14 protein-coding genes are annotated in these 17,976 nt (G+C 68.2%); 9 read left to right on the top strand and 5 right to left on the bottom strand.

Annotated features, from left to right (window positions below):
* Positions 1 to 97: 97 nt before the first annotated feature.
* The 4 genes from prpE to IU514_RS16955 all read left to right on the top strand — a co-directional run bounded on the left by prpE (position 98) and on the right by IU514_RS16955 (position 5,054).
* The gene (gene prpE, locus IU514_RS16970; RefSeq protein ID WP_194932339.1) at positions 98 to 1,993 is read left to right on the top strand and encodes a propionate--CoA ligase; all 1,896 of its coding nucleotides are present in this window, start codon (positions 98 to 100) and stop codon (positions 1,991 to 1,993) included.
* A 59-nt stretch (positions 1,994 to 2,052) separates the two neighbouring features.
* A complete protein-coding gene (gene prpB, locus IU514_RS16965) occupies positions 2,053 to 2,937 on the top strand; it encodes a methylisocitrate lyase (RefSeq protein ID WP_194932338.1) in 885 nt (294 codons plus the stop codon).
* Positions 2,938 to 3,179: 242 nt separating this feature from the next.
* Positions 3,180 to 4,355: a bifunctional 2-methylcitrate synthase/citrate synthase gene (prpC, locus tag IU514_RS16960; protein ID WP_194932337.1), complete on the top strand. Its 1,176-nt coding sequence runs from the start codon at positions 3,180 to 3,182 to the stop codon at positions 4,353 to 4,355.
* Positions 4,356 to 4,514: 159 nt separating this feature from the next.
* Positions 4,515 to 5,054 (top strand): hypothetical protein, encoded by a 540-nt coding sequence (locus tag IU514_RS16955; protein WP_194932336.1) that lies wholly within the window; start codon positions 4,515 to 4,517, stop codon positions 5,052 to 5,054.
* Between the two features lie 40 nt (positions 5,055 to 5,094).
* On the opposite strand, the gene IU514_RS16950 is transcribed toward IU514_RS16955, so the two are convergent.
* From IU514_RS16950 to IU514_RS16940, 3 genes are all read right to left on the bottom strand, one after another.
* Positions 5,095 to 5,712, bottom strand: a complete 618-nt coding sequence (locus IU514_RS16950; protein ID WP_194932335.1) for a glutathione S-transferase N-terminal domain-containing protein — start codon at positions 5,710 to 5,712, stop codon at positions 5,095 to 5,097.
* 122 nt (positions 5,713 to 5,834) lie between these two features.
* Complete coding sequence (locus IU514_RS16945; protein ID WP_194932334.1) at positions 5,835 to 6,293, bottom strand: cell wall hydrolase; 459 nt, start codon at positions 6,291 to 6,293, stop codon at positions 5,835 to 5,837.
* A gap of 345 nt (positions 6,294 to 6,638) precedes the next feature.
* Entirely contained in the window at positions 6,639 to 8,708 is a 2,070-nt protein-coding gene (locus IU514_RS16940) for an NADPH-dependent 2,4-dienoyl-CoA reductase (protein WP_194932333.1), read from the bottom strand.
* Positions 8,709 to 8,882: 174 nt separating this feature from the next.
* On the opposite strand from IU514_RS16940, the gene IU514_RS16935 reads away from it, so the two are divergent.
* Genes IU514_RS16935 through IU514_RS16920 form a run of 4 tightly spaced genes read left to right on the top strand, consistent with a single transcriptional unit; the run spans position 8,883 to position 14,548 of the window.
* Positions 8,883 to 10,250 carry a hypothetical protein gene (locus IU514_RS16935; protein ID WP_194932332.1) on the top strand — a complete coding sequence of 456 codons (1,368 nt, stop codon included), beginning with the start codon at positions 8,883 to 8,885 and terminating at the stop codon, positions 10,248 to 10,250.
* Positions 10,247 to 10,972, top strand: coding sequence for a hypothetical protein (locus IU514_RS16930; protein WP_194932331.1), 726 nt, complete (start codon positions 10,247 to 10,249; stop codon positions 10,970 to 10,972). Before IU514_RS16935 ends, IU514_RS16930 begins: the two co-directional genes overlap by 4 nt.
* A complete protein-coding gene (locus IU514_RS16925; RefSeq protein WP_194932330.1) occupies positions 10,965 to 13,772 on the top strand; it encodes an AAA family ATPase in 2,808 nt (935 codons plus the stop codon). Before IU514_RS16930 ends, IU514_RS16925 begins: the two co-directional genes overlap by 8 nt.
* Positions 13,773 to 13,774: 2 nt before the next feature.
* A complete protein-coding gene (locus tag IU514_RS16920) occupies positions 13,775 to 14,548 on the top strand; it encodes a fructosamine kinase family protein (RefSeq protein ID WP_194932329.1) in 774 nt (257 codons plus the stop codon).
* A gap of 39 nt (positions 14,549 to 14,587) precedes the next feature.
* On the opposite strand, the gene IU514_RS16915 is transcribed toward IU514_RS16920, so the two are convergent.
* Both IU514_RS16915 and IU514_RS16910 read right to left on the bottom strand, forming a co-directional pair.
* Positions 14,588 to 15,613, bottom strand: a complete 1,026-nt coding sequence (locus IU514_RS16915) for an aldo/keto reductase (RefSeq protein WP_194932328.1) — start codon at positions 15,611 to 15,613, stop codon at positions 14,588 to 14,590.
* A gap of 82 nt (positions 15,614 to 15,695) precedes the next feature.
* A complete protein-coding gene (locus IU514_RS16910) occupies positions 15,696 to 16,931 on the bottom strand; it encodes an MFS transporter (RefSeq protein ID WP_194932327.1) in 1,236 nt (411 codons plus the stop codon).
* Positions 16,932 to 17,045: 114 nt separating this feature from the next.
* Here IU514_RS16910 and IU514_RS16905 point away from each other — a divergent pair, with 114 nt between their 5' ends.
* The gene (locus IU514_RS16905; protein WP_194932326.1) at positions 17,046 to 17,957 is read left to right on the top strand and encodes a LysR family transcriptional regulator; all 912 of its coding nucleotides are present in this window, start codon (positions 17,046 to 17,048) and stop codon (positions 17,955 to 17,957) included.
* Positions 17,958 to 17,976 lie beyond the last annotated feature (19 nt).

Here is a 17,976-nt window from a genome sequence, read left to right as displayed (position 1 = left end):
CGTTTTGCGGCGGCATGCGCCGCCTGCGACCAACGTCGTAACGCATCCTTCCGGCGACGGGACTAGCCTTCCGCTTACCGCCCGGGAGGTTGTCGCCATGCGTTACGAGGACTTCTACCGCCGCTCGATCGAGGAGCCGGAGGCGTTCTGGGGCGAGCAGGCAAGGGCGATTCACTGGCACCGGGAGCCAGAGCGCATCCTCGATTACTCCAACCCGCCGTTCCGGCAATGGTTCGCGGGCGGCGAAACCAACCTCTGCTACAACGCCGTCGACCGCCATCTCGACCAGCGCGGCGATCAGCTCGCGCTCATCACCGTGTCGTCGGAAACCGACACGGCGCGCGAGATCACCTATCGCGAGCTGCATCGCGAGGTAAACACCTTCGCCGCGGTACTGCGGTCGCTCGACGTCGGACGCGGCGACCGCGTGGTGATCTACATGCCCAACATGGCCGAGGCCGTGTTCGCGATGCTGGCGTGCGCGCGCATCGGCGCGGTGCATTCGGTCGTGTTCGGCGGCTTTGCTGCGCACAATCTCGCGCTGCGCATCGACGACGCGACACCGAAGCTGCTGATCTGTGCCGACGCCGGCATGCGCGGCGGCAAGGTGATCCCGTACAAGCCGCTGGTCGATGCGGCGTGCGAGGAGGCTTCTTCGCCTCCGCCGAAGGTCCTGGTCGTGAGCCGCGGACTCGATCCGGATATCGCCCTAGTCCAAGGTCGCGACGTCGATTACGCCAAGCTGCGCGCGCGGCACGATGGCGCGCAGGTCGACGTGGAATGGCTCGAATCCAACGAGCCCAGCTACCTGCTCTACACCTCTGGAACGACCGGCAAGCCCAAGGGTGTGCAGCGCGACGTCGGTGGCTATGCGGTCGCACTGGCGTTGTCGATGTGGTCGATCTACGACGTGCGCGCGGGACAGGTGATGTTCTCCACGTCGGATGTCGGCTGGGCAGTGGGCCATTCCTACAACGTCTATGGCCCGTTGATCGCCGGTGCGACGTCCGTGCTGTACGAAGGACTGCCGACGAGCCCCGACCCCGGCATCTGGTGGCGCATCTGCGAGCGCTACGGCGTGCGCACGATGTTCTCGTCGCCGACCGGCATCCGCGTGCTGAAGAAACAGGATGCGTCGTGGCTGAAGAAGCACGACCTGTCGAAACTGCAATGGCTGTTCCTGGCCGGTGAACCGCTCGACGAACCGACCGCGCACTGGATCACCGACGGCATCGGCAAGACCATCATCGACAACTACTGGCAGACCGAGACCGGTTGGCCGGTGCTTGCGCTGATGCCGGGGCTGGACATGAAGCCGGTCAAGTTCGGCTCGCCCGGCTTGCCGACGCCGGGATACCGCCTGCGCGTGATCGACGACGGCACCGGCCTCGACGTCGCGCCGGGCGAGAAGGGCGTGCTGGTGATCGAGCCGCCGTTGCCGCCCGGCTGCCTGACCACGGTGTGGAACGACGACGCGCGATTCCTGTCCAGCTACTTCAGCCATTTCAGGGAACTGGTCTACAGCTCGCTCGACTGGGCGATCCGCGACGAGGATGGCTACACGTTCATCCTCGGCCGCACTGACGACGTGATCAACGTGGCCGGGCACCGCCTGGGTACGCGCGAAATCGAGGAGTCCTGCGCGACCTGCAACAGCGTTGCCGAAGCAGCCGTGATCGGCGTGAGCGACGACCTGAAAGGTCAGGTGCCGGTGGTGTTCGCCACCCTCAAGCAAGGCGGTAGCGAGTCGCCGGCGCAGGCGGCAGCGACCATGCGGCAGCGGGTGGTGGAGCAGTTGGGCGCGGTGGCACGCCCGGCCCGTGTCTACGTGGTCAACGCGCTGCCCAAGACGCGCTCGGGCAAGCTGCTGCGGCGCTCGCTGCAGGCGCTGGCGGAAAGCCGCGACCCCGGAGACCTGTCGACGCTGGACGATCCGGGCGCGCTGGAAGAGGTCAGGCGCGCGCTGGAGCGCGGTGCCGATGCCGGGGGGTGATCGGGGGGGCGGCCGCAACGCACGGCTCGGCTAAAATGGCCGTTCAATCAGGAGATGCCATGACTTCGTCCCCCTCCGCTGGCGCCCGTTTCCGCGCTGCGATCTCGGAAGAAACCCCTCTGCAGGTGATGGGTGCCATCACCGCCTACGCCGGCCTGATGGCCAAGCGCACCGGTTACAAGGCGCTGTACCTGTCTGGCGGCGGCGTGGCCGCCAATTCGCTGGGCGTGCCGGACCTCGGCATCAGCACGATGGAAGATGTCCTGACCGACGCGCGGCGTATCGTCGATGCAACGCAGATGCCGCTGCTGGTCGACATCGACACCGGCTGGGGCGGCGCGTTCAACATCGGCCGCACCATCCGCTCCTTCATCAACGTCGGCGTCGCCGCCGTGCACATGGAAGACCAGGTCGGCCAGAAGCGTTGCGGCCATCGTCCCGGCAAGGAAGTCGTGCCGATCGATGAAATGGTGGATCGCGTCAAGTCCGCCGTCGATGCGCGCACCGATGAAAGCTTCGTGATCATGGCCCGCACCGATGCCGCCGCGTCGGAGGGCATCGATTCCGCGATCGAGCGTGCGGTGGCCTACGTCGAAGCCGGCGCCGACATGATCTTCCCGGAAGCGATGAACACCCTGGACGACTACCGCCGCTTCAAGGCCGCGGTGAAGGTGCCGATCCTGGCCAACCTGACAGAGTTCGGCTCGACGCCGTTCTTCACTACCGAGGAACTGCGCGGTGCCGGCGTCGACATCGCCCTGTACTGCTGCGGCGCCTACCGCGCGATGAACAAGGCGGCGTTGAACTTCTACGAGACCGTGCGCCGCGAAGGTACGCAGAAGAACATCATCGACACGCTGCAGACGCGCGCCGAGCTGTACGACTTCCTCGGCTACCACGCCTATGAAGACAAGCTCGACGCGCTGTTCGCGCGCGGCAAGTGAGTGAGTGAACGTGGGGTGATGGTCGGCCGATGGAGCGTACAGGACCTCACTATGCTGGAGTCCACCTGTCCCTGCTCCACCGGCTCGTCCCTCCGCCCTACGACCGCGGCGAGCGCGATAATGGCCCGCCACGGTCGCTTGCGACATGCCAGTCGCACTCAGGCTAATCCCTGCATTTGAAAACGATGCGCCGCTGCGGGACCGGACAAAGTTCCGCTGCGGAAACCCTTAGGAGAACATCCATGTCCGACCCCGCACAGGTCCTGCCCAAGGCCAAGAAATCCGTCGCGCTCAGTGGTACGGCCGCCGGCAACACCGCGCTGTGCACCGTTGGCCGCAGCGGCAACGACCTGCATTACCGCGGCTATGACATCCACGATCTGGCGACTAAGTCGACCTTCGAGGAAGTCTCGCACCTGCTGGTGCACGGCACGCTTCCGACCGTCTCGCAGCTGAACGCCTACAAGGCCAAGCTCAAGCGCCTGCGCGGCCTGCCGGCGCTCGTCCAGGAAGCACTGGAACTGGTTCCCGCCAATGCCCACCCGATGGACGTGCTGCGCACGGGCTGCTCGGTGCTGGGCACGGTGCTGCCGGAGCGCGAAGGTCATCCGGCCTCCGAAGCACGCGACATCGCCGACAAGCTGATCGCCTGCTTCGGCTCGATGCTCCTGTACTGGTGGCACTTCACCCGCAACGGCCGCCGCATCGACGTCGAAACCGAGGACGATTCGGTCGCCGCGCACTTCCTGCACCTGCTGCACGGCGAGCCGCCGAGCAAGCTGCTTGCCGATTCGCTCGACAAGTCGCTGATCCTCTACGCCGAACACGAGTTCAACGCGTCGACGTTCACCGCGCGCGTGATCGCAGGCACCGGATCCGACCTGCATTCGTGCATCACCGGCGCCATCGGCGCGCTGCGCGGCCCCAAGCACGGCGGCGCCAATGAAGTGGCGATGGACATCATCAGCCGCTACGGCAGCGCCGACGATGCGGAAGCGGACATCCGCGCGCGCATGGAGCGCAAGGAGATCATCATCGGCTTCGGCCACCCGGTGTACACCATCGGCGATCCGCGCAACCCGATCATCAAGGAGATCTCGCGCAAGCTGTGCGCCGAAGGCGGCAACCAGACGCTGTTCGACGTGTCCGAGCGCATCGAGAACCTGATGATGGACACCAAGAAGATGTTCCCGAACCTCGACTGGTACAGCGCATCGGCCTACCACATGATGGGCATCCCGACGCCGATGTTCACTCCGCTGTTCGTCATCGCCCGCACCACCGGTTGGAGCGCGCACGTGATCGAGCAGCGCGAGGACGGCAAGATCATCCGTCCGAGCGCCAACTACATCGGTCCTGAAGATCGCCAGTACGTGGCGATCGAGAAGCGCGACCACGCGCGGATCGACCGGATCTGACCGGCAGGAAACCGCCGCACCGGGAAGGCCGCGCATCGCGCGGCCTTCTTTTTTGCCCATTGGTGCCCGGTTCGGCAAATCGCGAATCCGTGCGAGGAAAATTTTCGCGAGGCGTGGCATATTCGGCCGGCTTTGTGCCAATGGTTCCGGGGGGAAGCCATGCGCGAGAACGACGTACCCAGCAAGACCGACGCAGGTCGGGACGAAATCCAGAACCGCACGCGCAAGCTGCCCATGGCGCTGCGCTCGATCCTGTTGATGGTCGACGGGCAGAAGAATGTGGGCGAACTGCGTGGCGTGATCGCCGGCCTTCGTGGCCCGGACGATGCCCTGCAGCAGTTGCGCGAGATGGGGTTGATCTCGCTGCCGGTGAGCCTGGCTGCCGCTGCTGCGGCCACCATTCCCGCGCCGATTGTCTCGGCGCCGGCTGCCAACGAGGCGGTGGCTGCTGCCACGATCGCTGACGGTGGTGACGCCGGGGAGGGTGGCTATGCGGCGTTGTATGAGCAGATGTCCGGAGCGGTGCGCGAGCACCTGGGCCTGCGAGGCTATTTCCTGCAGTTGAAGATCGAGCGCTGCACGGACGCCGCCGGCCTGCTCGAGCTGCTGCCGGAACTGAGCGAGGCGCTCGGCCACGTGCGCGATCTCGCCTTTGCCGGGGATTTCGAACGCCGCCTGCGCTCGGTCGCGCAGGCGTGACGCCTGCCGCCGGCCGGAGCCGGCGGCGCTCGCCGATCGATCAGCTCAGGCCTTCGGCCTTCAGCGCCGCCTGGACGCCCGCGTCGGCCTCCATGCGCGCCTTGAAGGCAGCCAGCTGATCCAGGCCGCCGAGGTCGACACCGTATGCCTGCGCCCAGCGCAAGGTGATGTAGAGATAGGGGTCAGCGACGCTGCGGAAGCCGGCCAGCCACTGCTTGCCGGCCAGTTGCCGGTCGGCGATCTCGTACAGGCTGCGCAGGCGCTTGCGCGCGGTCGCCTTGAGGACCGTCACCGAGTTCTCGTCCGGGTCGGGGAGGTAGGCCGCGGGGCCGAACATCGGCTTGAACGCGGGATGCAGGTCCGAGTTGACGAAGGCCAGCCAGCGGTTCGCCTCGGCGCGCTGGCGCGCGCTGCCGTCACCGGTCAGTCCGGCCTGCGGATACGTGTCGGCGATGTAGCCCATGATCGCGGCGTTCTGGGTCAGCACGAAGTCGCCATCGACGATCGCGGGCACCGCGCCGCTGGGATTGATGGCCAGATAGGCCGGCGCCTTCATCGACTCCTTGTCGAGGACCTCCAGCTCGAACGGCTGACCGGTCCACTGCAGGGCGATGTGGTCGGCGGTCGAGCAGGCACCGGGCTTGGTGTAGAGCTTCACGCGGGTCTCCATGACGATACGGCGGCCGGCGACTATCGCCGTTCCGCCCGCCGATCCTCAACGATGGAGCCGCAACGCTGCGTTACGGATTTGGCGGCCGGGGCCGCCCGTGCGCCGCCTGATCAGGTGCGGCGCGGCTTGAGCGACTGCACCTTATAGAAGGTGTGATCGCCGATCGTCGCCACCTGGTAGGCGCTGCGCCAGCTTGGGCTGGCAATCGCGTGGGCGGCGAAATGGCTCGCGCCCGGCACGATCTCCTTGCGCTCGCCGGGGGGCAGGGCCCAGTTGCGCTCCGCCTCCATCGCGATGGTGACCGCCTCGGCCCAGGCCTCGGTGTTGCTCAGGCGGGTCGACGCCGGGACGAGGGTCGGCGCGAACTGCTTGTTCGCGGTGACCACGTCACAGACGGTATTGCCCCACAGGCCGCTGTCGCGGCGGCGCAGGGCGACCTCGGCCACCGCCTTCTGGCCGCGCACGGACTGGTCGCGGGCCTCGAGGTAGACCGTGGTGCTCAGGCAAAGCGAATCGGCGGTTTGAGGTGGCAGCACGGAGGCCAGCCACAGGATCCAAGCCAGTTTCATAGTTCGGGACTCCTTGCTCCGTTGCGCCTGCCCGATCATGGTGGCCGCTCCCTGAGGGTGGCGGCAACGGCGGATCGGACCGGCATGGCGTACTGGGGAGGGCAGCGGCTCTGCGGCACGCTTTTGCCCCTATCACCAAATCCGCGCCAGGAAGGTCAGGCGGCACGGGCGGTGTGGGTCGCCACCAAGGGGGTGGCTGAAAAAGTTGGCGCACGGTAGCGGCGCCTGTTTAAACGCCACCTGAATGGCGAAAACGTAACCATCGGAAAAATTTGGTTTTTTTGTTTGCCGCATTGCGAAAAAACCGGCAAAAGCCGGGCTTTTTCAAGCCGCCAGGCTGTCAAGTCAGAGCGCGGCAGCGAGCCGGGTGCCCTGTGCGATGGCGCGCTTGGCATCGAGTTCGGCGGCGACATCGGCGCCGCCGATCACATGAACGGGGATGCCGGACCCGGCCAGCCCTGCCGCAAGCGGCTTGAACGGCTCCTGACCCGCGCAGACCACAACGGCGTCGACCGGAAGCACCTGGTCGCGGCCATCGACCCGGATGTGCAGGCCGTCGTCGTCGACGCCGAGGTACTCCACGCCGCCCAGCATCCGAACCCGCTTGGCCTTCAGCGCCGCCCGGTGGATCCAGCCAGTGGTCTTGCCGAGGCGGGCGCCGGGCTTGCCCGGGCTGCGCTGCAGCAGCCAGACCTCGCGCGCCGGCGGTTCCGGCTGCGGCGCGCCCAAGCCGCCGCGGTTGCCTTCATAGGCCAGGTCCACGCCCCATTCGGCGCGCCAGCGGGCGGGGTCGAGGCTGGGGCTGGCGTGGGCCTGGTCGTGCACCAGGTACTCGGCCACGTCGAATCCGATGCCGCCCGCGCCGATGATCGCGACCTTGCGGCCCGGCACGACACGCCCGGTCAGCACGTCCAGGTAGCTGGCCACCTTGGGGTGGTCGTGGCCGAGGAAGTCGACCTGCCGCGGCTGGATGCCGGTCGCCAGCACCACCTCGTCGAAGGGGGACAGCATGGCGGCGTCGGCGCGGGTGCCCAGCTTCACCTCGACGCCGGTCTGATCGAGTCGCCGGCCGAAGTAGCGCAGCGTCTCGTGGAACTCCTCCTTGCCGGGGATGCGCTTGGCCAGGTTGAACTGGCCGCCGATGGCGTCGCCAGCCTCGAACAAGGTGACGCGGTGGCCGCGCTCGGCCGCGACCGTCGCGCAGGCCAGCCCGGCCGGGCCGGCGCCGACCACGGCCACGCGCTTGGGCTTCGCGGTGGCGCCGTAGTTGAGCTCGGTTTCCGCGCAGGCACGCGGGTTGACGAGGCAGCTCGCCGTCTTGTTCTCGAACACGTGGTCCAGGCAGGCCTGGTTGCAGGCGATGCATGTATTGATGTCCGCCGCGCGCTGGTCGCGGGCCTTGTTGACCCACTGCGGGTCGGCCAGCAGCGGCCGCGCCATCGACACCATGTCGGCTTCGCCATTGGCGAGGATGCGCTCGGCCACGTCCGGCATGTTGATGCGGTTGGTGGTCACCAGCGGCAGCGACACATGCGGCTTCAACCGCGCGGTGATACCGGTGAAGGCGCCGCGCGGGACCGAGGTCGCGATGGTCGGAATGCGCGCCTCGTGCCAGCCGATGCCGGTGTTGATCAGCGTGGCGCCGGCGGCTTCGATGGCCTGCGCCTGTTGCACCACCTCGTCCCAGGCCAGCCCCTCGTCGACCAGGTCCAGCATCGACAGCCGGTAAACGATGATGAAGTCCGGGCCACAGGTCTCGCGGATGCGGCGGACGATCTCCACGGCGAAGCGCATGCGCTTGCCGGGATCGCCGCCCCAGGTGTCGCTGCGCTTGTTGGTGCGCGGCGCGGTGAACTGGTTGAGCAGGTACCCCTCCGAACCCATCACTTCGACGCCGTCGTAGCCGGCTTCGCGAGCGAGCTGCGCGGTGCGGACGAATGCCCGGATCTGGCGCTCGACGCCTCCGGCCGACAGCGCCCTCGGAGTGAAGGGATTGATCGGCGCCTTCAGCTTGCTGGGCGCCACCTGCAGCGGGCTGTAGCCGTAGCGGCCGGCGTGCAGGATCTGCAGGCAGATGCGGCCGCCGTGCGCATGCACCGCGCCGGTGACCTGGCGATGCCGGCCCACTTCCCACGGCCAGCGCAGCGTGCCGCCGAATGGCTTGAGCCAGCCGGCCAGGTTCGGCGAGAAGCCGCCGGTGACGATCAACCCGACGCCGCCGGCCGCGCGCTCGGCGAAGTAGGCGGCCAGCTTCGGGAAGTCCGCCGCCTTGTCCTCCAGCCCGGTGTGCATCGAGCCCATCAGCACGCGGTTGCGCAGCGTGCAGAAGCCGAGATCGAGCGGCTCGAACAGCTTGGGATAGAGGGGATGGGGCGTCGCGGAGTTGGCGAAGCTCAAGGGGCTGGCGGCCGTCATGTGTATACGCTGGCGTACGGAAGCCCGCACGATGCCGGGAAAGCCTGCGCCATTCAAGGCCCCATCTATTCCGGCGGCCCCTTGGAATCGCCGCCCTAAATCGTCGCGCAGATCAAGAGTTGTCACCCGCCGGACCCTCGCCGAACATGGACTTCCCGCAGTTCCCGGTCCGCCATGGACGACGCTTCCCTTTCCCTGCAGGACTATCTGCGCGACGGCATCGTCGCCGCCGATCTTCCGGACCTGCACCCACTGCTGACCTCGCGCGACCTGCTGCGCGCCTTCTCCACGCTGTTCCATGGCGGCGAGGAGAGCGTGATGGTGCGCCTGCTGGTCCTTCGCGGGATTGGAGACCGTGGCCAGGCGCCGGACTGGAGCCCGCAGGAACTGCGCGAGCACTTCGCCTACATCGACGCGGTGAAGTTCGACACCGTGCTCGGCCGCCTTCGCGAAAACGACCTGCTGCTCTGGGACGCCTCCACTCAGCGCTACCGCATCAGCCCGGTGGGACGCCAGGCACTGGCCGCGATCGGCATGCTGCTGCAGTTCAACCGCGAGGGCGACGAGCTGGCCTACGTCACCGCGCAGCTCGCCGCCGGCCAGGCGGTCGGTCGCGTGCGGGGCGACGACCTGCAGCATCTGCTGTCGCGCCTCAACGAATTGCGCGAGGACTTCGACCAGGCCGTGCTCAGCGGCTCCGAACACCGCATCCAGCGCGCCGCCTCGACGCTGCAGTCGGTGTGGAAGTGGGTGGAGAAGGGCACGCAGATCGTGAAGGAGATCGCCGCCGATCCCGATCTCGATACTGCGACGCATCGCATCGCCCAGCAGATCGGCCGCGCGCAGAGTTCGATGCTGCGCCAGGCCTCGGTGTTCCAGCGTGCGCTCAACCAGCTCGATCGTCATCGCGTGCACTTGGGCGCGAGCGGCCTGTCCTCGTCCGACGTCAATCGCTACCTGCGTGCGTTGGACATCGACGCGATGGCGGCGATATCCGAAGGCGCGCTCGCGCGCACGGTCGCGCCGGCATTCGCGCTGGCGCCGATCGCGCTGGACATCGCCGAGTACGAACTCGTCGAACGCGAACGCGAGGCGACGGAAGACCAGTCGCTGCCGCCCGCACAGGCCGCGCCACCGGGCACGCACTCGCCGGTCGCGGAGAACGACTATCGCCATGCCGAGGACTGGCTGCAGCAACTGGCGCAGCTTGAACTGGGAGGTTCGCTGTCCGACCTGGTGCCGCAGGAAGGCTTCGCCGTCAGCGCCTATCGCATGTCGCTGCTCGGCCTGATCGGCGACCCCGGTGCCGAGAACCGCAACGGCGTCAGTGCCGAGATGGCGCAACTGCCGCTGCAGTGGCGCGTTGAGCCGGTGTTCGAGCCGGTGCAGCGTTTCGGCGTGGCGTACATGAGCCGCAGCCGGCTGGAACAGAAGGCGCCGGAGACGAACGAAAACCTGGCGCCTTCGCCTGACGCCGAAGCACTCCACACCGAAAAACCCGTGCGCCGCCCGCGCACCCGCAAGACCACCGAGCCCGCATGACCGATCCCATCGCCACCCTCATCGCGCGGCTGCTCGCCGAACGCTGGCTGCCGCGCGAAGACCGCGCGGTACGCCAGGTACTGACCGATGCCGAACTGCGCGATGACCTCGACCGTCGCCTGGCTGCATCGGGCCTGCGGCTGCTCGAGCATCCCTACGCCTCGCATGTCGCCGTGGGCGTGGCGCGGGCGCAGGAGAACGACGTGTTCGGCAGCGCTCGTGCCTGGGCCGCGAGCAACTTGCAGCTCGACCGCGACGCGCTGGCGCTGCTGGTGGTGCTGTGGGCGCTGCTGGTGCTGCCCAAGCGACAGCGCCAGATCGCACGCCAGGAGGACGAACGCCAGCAGGACCAGGAGCAGATGTTCGCCGAGCTCAAGCCCGTGCCGGTCGGTGAGGAGGTCGTCGAACCGATCAACGAACGCACGCTGCTCGCCGACTATGGCGACAAGCTCGGCGGCAAGACGCGCCTGCAGTTCAACCTCGGCGCACTGGCCAGGCAGGGATTCATCGTCCGCCGCCGCGAGCGCATCCACGAGGGTCCGTTGCTCGACCTGGCTTTCGATTACGAACGCATCGCCAGCCGCGTGATGGACGGTGCGTTGTCCTACGTCGTCGCCCAGGCGCGCGAGCCGCGGCCGCAGGACGACGACGCCTTCGACGACATGCTCGACGGCGCGGATACCCACGATCAGATCAGCGAAGAGGCGCAGTCCGATGTTTGAGTTCCGCAGCCTCGAAGTCGTGCATTGGGATTACTGGCAGCGCTTCCAGCTGCCGCTAGACGCTTCGGTCATCACCGTGGTCGGTCCGAACGGCTCTGGCAAGACCACGCTGCTCGATGCGCTGCGCACGCTGCTGGCGATCGAGGACCGCGACACCGCGCGCGACTACAAGACCTACCTGCGCCATAACGGCAAGGGCTATGCCTGGCTGCGCGCGGTGGTGAGCAATCGCCCCGATCGTCGCGGTGGCCGGCCGTTCTTCCCGATCAAGGACGAGCAGGTCACGCTGGCCTGCCGCATCCGCAAGCGTGGCGGCGACTGGTCGCGCGACTACCAGATCGTCGGCGGCGACGTCGCGGTCGAAGTACTGGAGCAGGGCGGCGACTGGCTCGGCGTGCGCGACTACCGTGTGCGCCTCGCCGGCGCCGGCCTGACGCGCGCGATCTGCCGCGTGCTGACGCTGGAACAGGGCGCCACCGACAAGCTATGCCAATACTCGCCGCGCGAACTGCTGCAGCTGATCTTCGACGTGTTCGAGGACAAGGCGGTGCTCGACGACTACCAGCGTGCGCGCGCCGAGCAGTTCGACGTCGAGAAGGAGATCCACCAGCTGGGCCAGGACCTGGCCGGGCTGCACCTGCGCATGGAGTCGGCCAAGGCCGACGTACGTTCGTTCGAGGAAGGCCTCGCCTTGCGCAACCAGCGCCAGCGCCTGCAGGCCGAGATCGCGCCGAAAGTGGAACTGGCCGAGCAGCGTGCCGCCATCGACGGCGCGCGCCCGCGCCTGACCGGCCTGCGCCGTGCGCTGCGCGAGCGCGAACGCGCGCTGGCCGACCTGCAATCGCAGGACAGCGGTGCCGTCGCGTCACACGATGAGCTGATGGGCTCGCTCGGCGACGCCCGCCAGCGCGTGGCCGCATGCGAAGCCGAGTTCACCCGGGCGCGAGACCGTGCCCGCGACGCCGAGATGCTGGTCAAGCGCCACGATGAACTCGCACGTCTGCAGGCGGAGCGTGGCGCGGTCGACATCGATGCGCTGAGCAGCGCCATCGAGAACGGCCGCCGCCGCCAGGCCGAACTGAAGCTGGAGGCCGAACGCGACCGCGCGCGCAGTGGCGAGATCGCCGCGCAGGTCGCCGCGCTCAGCAGCGGCAAGCTGCCGGTGGAGAAGTTCGAGAGCGACTTCCGTGCCGCGCTCGAGCGCGACGGCATCGGTCATCGGGTGCTGACCGAACTGGTCGATATCGCCGATCCGCAGTGGACCGTGGCGCTGGAGGCGGTGCTCGCGCCGTACCGGCACCTGCTGGTGCTCGAGAACCCGAAGGACGCGCGCGCTGCGTGGAAGCTCGGCGAGCAGATGCAGTACCGCCATTTCGTCGTGGCCGAACGCGCGCCGGTGCCGAAGGCGACCGCGGGCTCATTGCTGGAGGTCGTGCGCTTTTCCGCCGATCCGCCGGCGTGGTTGCCGCGACAGCTCGATCGCATCCGTCGCGTTGCCGACATCGAAGCCGGCAGCAAGCTGCCAGGCGGCCAGGACTGGATCACCGCGAAGGGTTACCTGCGCGAGCATCGCGGCGGGCGGCACATCGGCGGGGGACAGCACCACTTCGGCGCCGGTGCGCGCCAGGCTCGCCTGACCGACCTGCGCGCGGAACAGAACGAGATCAGCCAGCGTGCGCAGTCGCGCGAAGCCGAACTGAAGGAGCTGAGTCATCGCGTCGACGCCGACCAGTCGCGCCTGCTCGGGCTGGATGCGGCGCAGGAGCTGGTCACGCGCGCGGCCGAGTTCGCCGATGCGCAGGCGCGTCTGCCGGCGCTGGCCGATGCAGCCGCGCAGGCCGCCACCGAACTGACGCAGGCGCGATCGTCGGTCGACGCGGTGGCCGAGCGCGACAAGGACGAAGGCATCGCCGCGGCCAAGCGCCAAGGGCAGATCGACGCGCTGGCGCGCGAACTGCGCGAGCGCGGCCAGCAGATCGGGCAGGAGCGCCACGGGCTCGTCCAGCGCATTCTCGACTTCCGCCGCCGCCGCGCGCAGATGCCACCGGCATGGCGCTCGCAGGCGGCACTGCTGGTGGCGCGCGACGAGTATGAGAGCGCGGCGGCGGTGCGGCGCGAACTGGAGCGCATCGACGAGCGTGTCGCCCGCGGTGGCTTCATCGAAGATGAGGCCTGCGTGCCGCTGCGCGACAAGATCGCCGCCGATCATGCCGAGCTGGACACCACCATCGGCCGCCGCGAGGCGCACCTGCATCGTGCGAAGCGCATCACCGAGGAAGCGCGTGGTGCGTACATGAACGTGCTGCGCGCGACCGTGCGCCGCTACAGGAAGAACCTGATGGCACTCGGCGAACTGGCCGGCATCGCCGTCGACGTCGACATGCCGGAACTGGTCAACGAGGACGTCGCGCTGGCGCAGGCCGGATTGACCGTGCGTTTCGACTTCGACCGCAAGGGCTGGATCGGCCTCGACGACGGCGAGGCTTCCGGTGGTCAGCAGGTGATGAAGTCGCTGCTGCTGCTGGTGGCGCTGCTGCGCGATGAGGACCAGCCGGGCGGCTTCGTGTTCATCGACGAACCGTTCGCGCACCTGGACGTGTTCAACATCGAGAAGGTCGGCCGCTTCCTGCGCTCCACCGACGCACAGTACATCCTGACCACGCCGATCACGCACAACCTCAACGTGTTCGAGCCGTCCGACCTGGTGCTGGCGACCAGCAAGCGCCGCGGCGGCAACGTCTGGGCGGAGCCGGTGGCGGTGCTCAAGCGCGATCGCGGCGAGGACACGCAAGCCGCGTGAGCATGACCAGGACACAACTCGCACACACGATGTACCGCGGCATCGCGGTCGTGACCAAGCACTGGCCGGACGCGCCGGCGGACTACTTCGCTGCAGAAGCCGCGGGCCTGGCGACGCTGGCGGGCGCCGGTGCGCTGCGCGTGCCACGTGTGCTGGCGCTGTCGGCGGAGCGCCTGGTCCTGGAAGACCTCGGCGAAGGCGCGCCGAAGGAACGATTCTGGAGTCTCGCGGGCCGCGGCCTGGCGGAACTGCATTCGATGCGCGGCGAGCGCTTCGGCTTCAAGCGCGATGGTTATTGCGGACTCACGCCGCAACTCAACACCCCGATGGATGACGGCTGGCGCTTCTTCGCCGAATGCCGGCTGCTGCCTCAGGCGCGACGGGCTCTCGATGCCGGGCATCTCGAGGCAGGCGATGCTCACGCGGTCGAGCGGATCTGTGCGCGCCTGCAGTCGCTGATCCCGGCGCAGGCGCCGGTGCTGCTGCATGGCGATCTGTGGCTGGGCAATCTGCACTGCTGCGGCGACGGAGTGCCGGCACTGATCGACGCCGGTGCCGTGCATTGGGGCTGGGCCGAATCCGAGCTGTCGATGCTGGCGCTCTTCGGCTCGCCACAGACTGCGTTGTGGAACGCTTACGCGGAAGTGGCGGCGCCCGCGGCCGACTGGCGCGAGCGGGCGCCCGTGTACAACCTCTACCACTTGCTCAACCACCTCAACCTGTTCGGCGCCGGCTATGCGGGCGCCGTGCGTGAGGTGCTGCAGCGATTCGGCTGACCGCTGCCCGGCGGCGGTTCAACAGCCTCCAGGCGTCGGTCACACCGGCGACGGATTGCGCTCGCCGAAGCCGCGCTGGTGCCAGTACGGGTAGGCCGGCGTGACCGCGCTGGCGGCATCGAGCACCGCGACCTGCTCCGGCGTCAGGTTCCAGCCCACCGCACCGAGGTTCTGCTTCAGTTGTTCCTCGTTGCGCGCGCCGATGACGACGGTCGAAACCGTCGGCCGTTGCAGCAGCCAGTTCAGCGCCACCTGCGGCACGGTCTTGCCGGTTTCCGCGGCGACCGCATCGAGCGCGTCGACGACGCGGTACAGGTGTTCGTCATCGACCGGCGGGCCGTGCTCGGCGCTGCCGGGCAGACGGCTCACTTCCGGACGCGGCTGGCCGCGGCGGATCTTTCCGGTCAGACGGCCCCAGCCCAGCGGGCTCCACACCACCGCGCCGACGCCCTGGTCCTTCGCCAGCGGCATCAGTTCCCATTCGTAGTCGCGGCCGATCAGCGAGTAGTACGCCTGGTGCGCGACGTAGCGCGACCAGCCGTGGCGATCCGCGGCGGCCAATGACTTCATCAGGTGCCAGCCGGAGAAGTTGGAGACGCCGAGGTAGCGGATCTTGCCGGCGCGCACGAGGTCGTCGAGCGTGGACAGCGTTTCCTCGACCGGCGTCATCGCGTCGAAGCCGTGCAACTGGAACAGGTCGATGTAGTCGGTGCCCAGGCGCTTGAGCGCGGCATCGATCGTGTTGATCAAATGGAAGCGCGAAGACCCGACGTTGTTCGCGCCATCATCGAAGCGGAACGTCGCCTTGGTCGAGATCAGCACCTGGTCGCGGCGTCCCTTGATCGCCGCGCCGAGAATGCTCTCTGCCACACCGCCGGAATAGACATCGGCGCTGTCGAACATCGTCAGTCCGGCATCGAGGCAGATGTCGATGAGGCGTCGTGCCTCGTTGACGTCGGTATTGCCCCAGGCGCCGAACAGCTGGCCTTTGCCGCCGAAGGTGCCGGTGCCGAAGCTCAGGACGGGAACGCGGAAGCCGGAGTGGCCGAGGAAGCGGTAATCCATGACAGGTCCTTGGGAAGGGAAGGAAGCAGGAGTCGAGGGCTGGGAGTGGAGGAATGGTGCGGCGCGGTGCGTGGTGGCGCGGTCACGGTTGCTCGGGCACGCAGCCGTGCGGCAGCGGTTCCGGCGCGCTGCCGGAAGTCTCGGCGCGCACGCTCCACAGCGCGACGGCGAGGCCGGCGGTGGTCACCAGCGCCGCGGTCCACGTCACCGCGCCGAGGCCCGCACCATGCTCGATCACCACGCCGCCCAGCCATGCGCCGAGCGCGTTGCCCAGGTTGAACGCAGCGATGTTGAAGCTCGACGCCAGGTTCTCGCCGGCGCCGCGGGCGTGATGCAGCACCCTAAGTTGCAATGGCGACACCGTTGCGAACGCGGCGATGCCGAGCAGGGCGACGAACGCGACCATCGCCGCCTTGCTGTGCAGCGCGAACGTCATGGTGCCCAGCACCAGCGCCAGCGCGGCGAGGGTCGCCAGCAGCGCTGGCGTGGGCTTGCGGTCTGCGAAGCGTCCGCCGAGGAGATTGCCTACGACCATGCCACCGCCGAACAGCAGAAGGATCGGCGATACCGCACCTTCGCCGAAGCCGGTCAGCTGCGTCAGCAACGGCTGCAGATAGGTGATGACGACGAACACGCCGGCGAAGCCCAGCATCGTCATCAGCAGGCCCAGCAGCACCTGCGGGCGCGCGATCGTCCGGAGTTCGTCACGCAATGCCACGGGCGCGGCGTCCTCGCGGCTGGACGGCACCAGCGCGGCGATGATCGCCAGCGATGCGATGCCGACCAGCGTCATCGCCCAGAAGGTGGAACGCCACCCCAGATGCAGACCCAGCCACGCACCGGCTGGCATGCCGAGCAGCGTTGCCAGCGTGAGTCCGGAAAACATGATCGAGATGGCGGAAGCGCGACGCTCGGACGGCACCATGCCGGTGGCGACGACGGCACCGACACCGAAGAACGTGCCATGCGTGAGCGAGGTCAGCACGCGTGCGGCCATCAGCGTGGTGTAGTCGGGCGCGAGCGCACAGGCCGCGTTGCCGATCGTGTAGATCACCATCAGCGCGATCAACACAGCCTTGCGCGGCATGCGGCGCGTCAGCAGCGTCAGCAGCGGCGCGCCGACGAACACGCCCAGCGCGTAGCCGGACACGAGCATGCCCGCGGCGGCGATCGACACGTGCAGGTCGGCGGCGACCTGCAACAGCAGGCCCATGATCACGAACTCGGCGCAGCCGATGCCGAATGAGCCGGCGGTCAGCGCGTACAGCGCCAGCGGCATCCGGCCGGAAGAAGCAGATGCAAGGGGGAGGGTGGCCATGACGGCGCGGGGTCTCGCCTGGAAAGGGGAGCGCGCAGCCTAGGGGCTTGCATCTTCAGCAGAAACCATCAGGATGGCGAAGGAGATTCAACGGAATATTGATAATCGAGCGAAATGGACCGGATCGACGACATCGGCCTGTTCCTGCGGGTGCTGGATCTGGGGTCGATCAGTGCCGCCGCCCGCAGCCTCGACCTGTCCGTGGCGGTGGCCAGCCAGCGCCTGAAGCGGCTGGAAGCCGACCTCGGCGTGCGCCTGCTGCACCGGACCACGCGGCGCCTGCATGCCACGCCGGAGGGCGCAGTGCTGGCCGATCAGGGGCGGGTGCTGATCGAGGATCTCGAAGCGCTGACCAGCAGCCTGCGCCAGACTGGCACCGAGGCCGCCGGCACGCTGCGGGTGACGACGTCGGCCTCGTTCGGGCGCCTCTACATCTCGCCGCTGCTGCCGGAGTTCATGGCCCGGCATCCGCGCATCAAGCTCAGCCTCAACCTGACCGACCAGATGCTGGACCTGGTCAGTGCGGGATTCGATCTGGCGATACGCATCGGCGCGTTGACCGATTCCAACCTCGTCGCGCGGCGGCTGGCGCCGAATCGCCGCGTGCTGTGCGCCTCGCCCGACTACCTGCGCCGGCACGGAACTCCGCAAACGCCGCAGGACCTGGGCGGGCATGAATGCGTGCTGCTGGTCGGCAGCGCGGGCCGCCAGGATGTGTGGCGCATGAGCGACGGCGCCGGCGGCGAAGTCGCGGTGCGCGTGCAGGGCCGCATCGAGACCAACTACGGCGAGGTGGTTCGCGATGCGTGTGTGGCCGGGCTCGGCATCGCGCTGCACTCGTCGTGGCACGTCGCAGACGACCTGCGCAGCGGTCGCCTGGTGCAGGTGCTGCCCGGCTATCCCTTCGCAGACACCGGCATCTACGCGATCACGCCGCAACGGCGCCTGGTGCCGCCGCGCGTGCGTGCGTTCGTCGACTTCATCGAGTCGCGCTTCGGCGAGAACCCGCCGTGGGAGCGGCAGTAGGGAGGCGCGCCGTCATGCG

Source organism: Lysobacter niastensis, assembly GCF_015453285.1.
Classification (GTDB): Bacteria; Pseudomonadota; Gammaproteobacteria; order Xanthomonadales; family Xanthomonadaceae; genus Lysobacter_J; species Lysobacter_J niastensis.
Note: the sequence above shows the minus strand (reverse complement) of the source record. Positions and strands in the feature narration are given on the sequence as shown.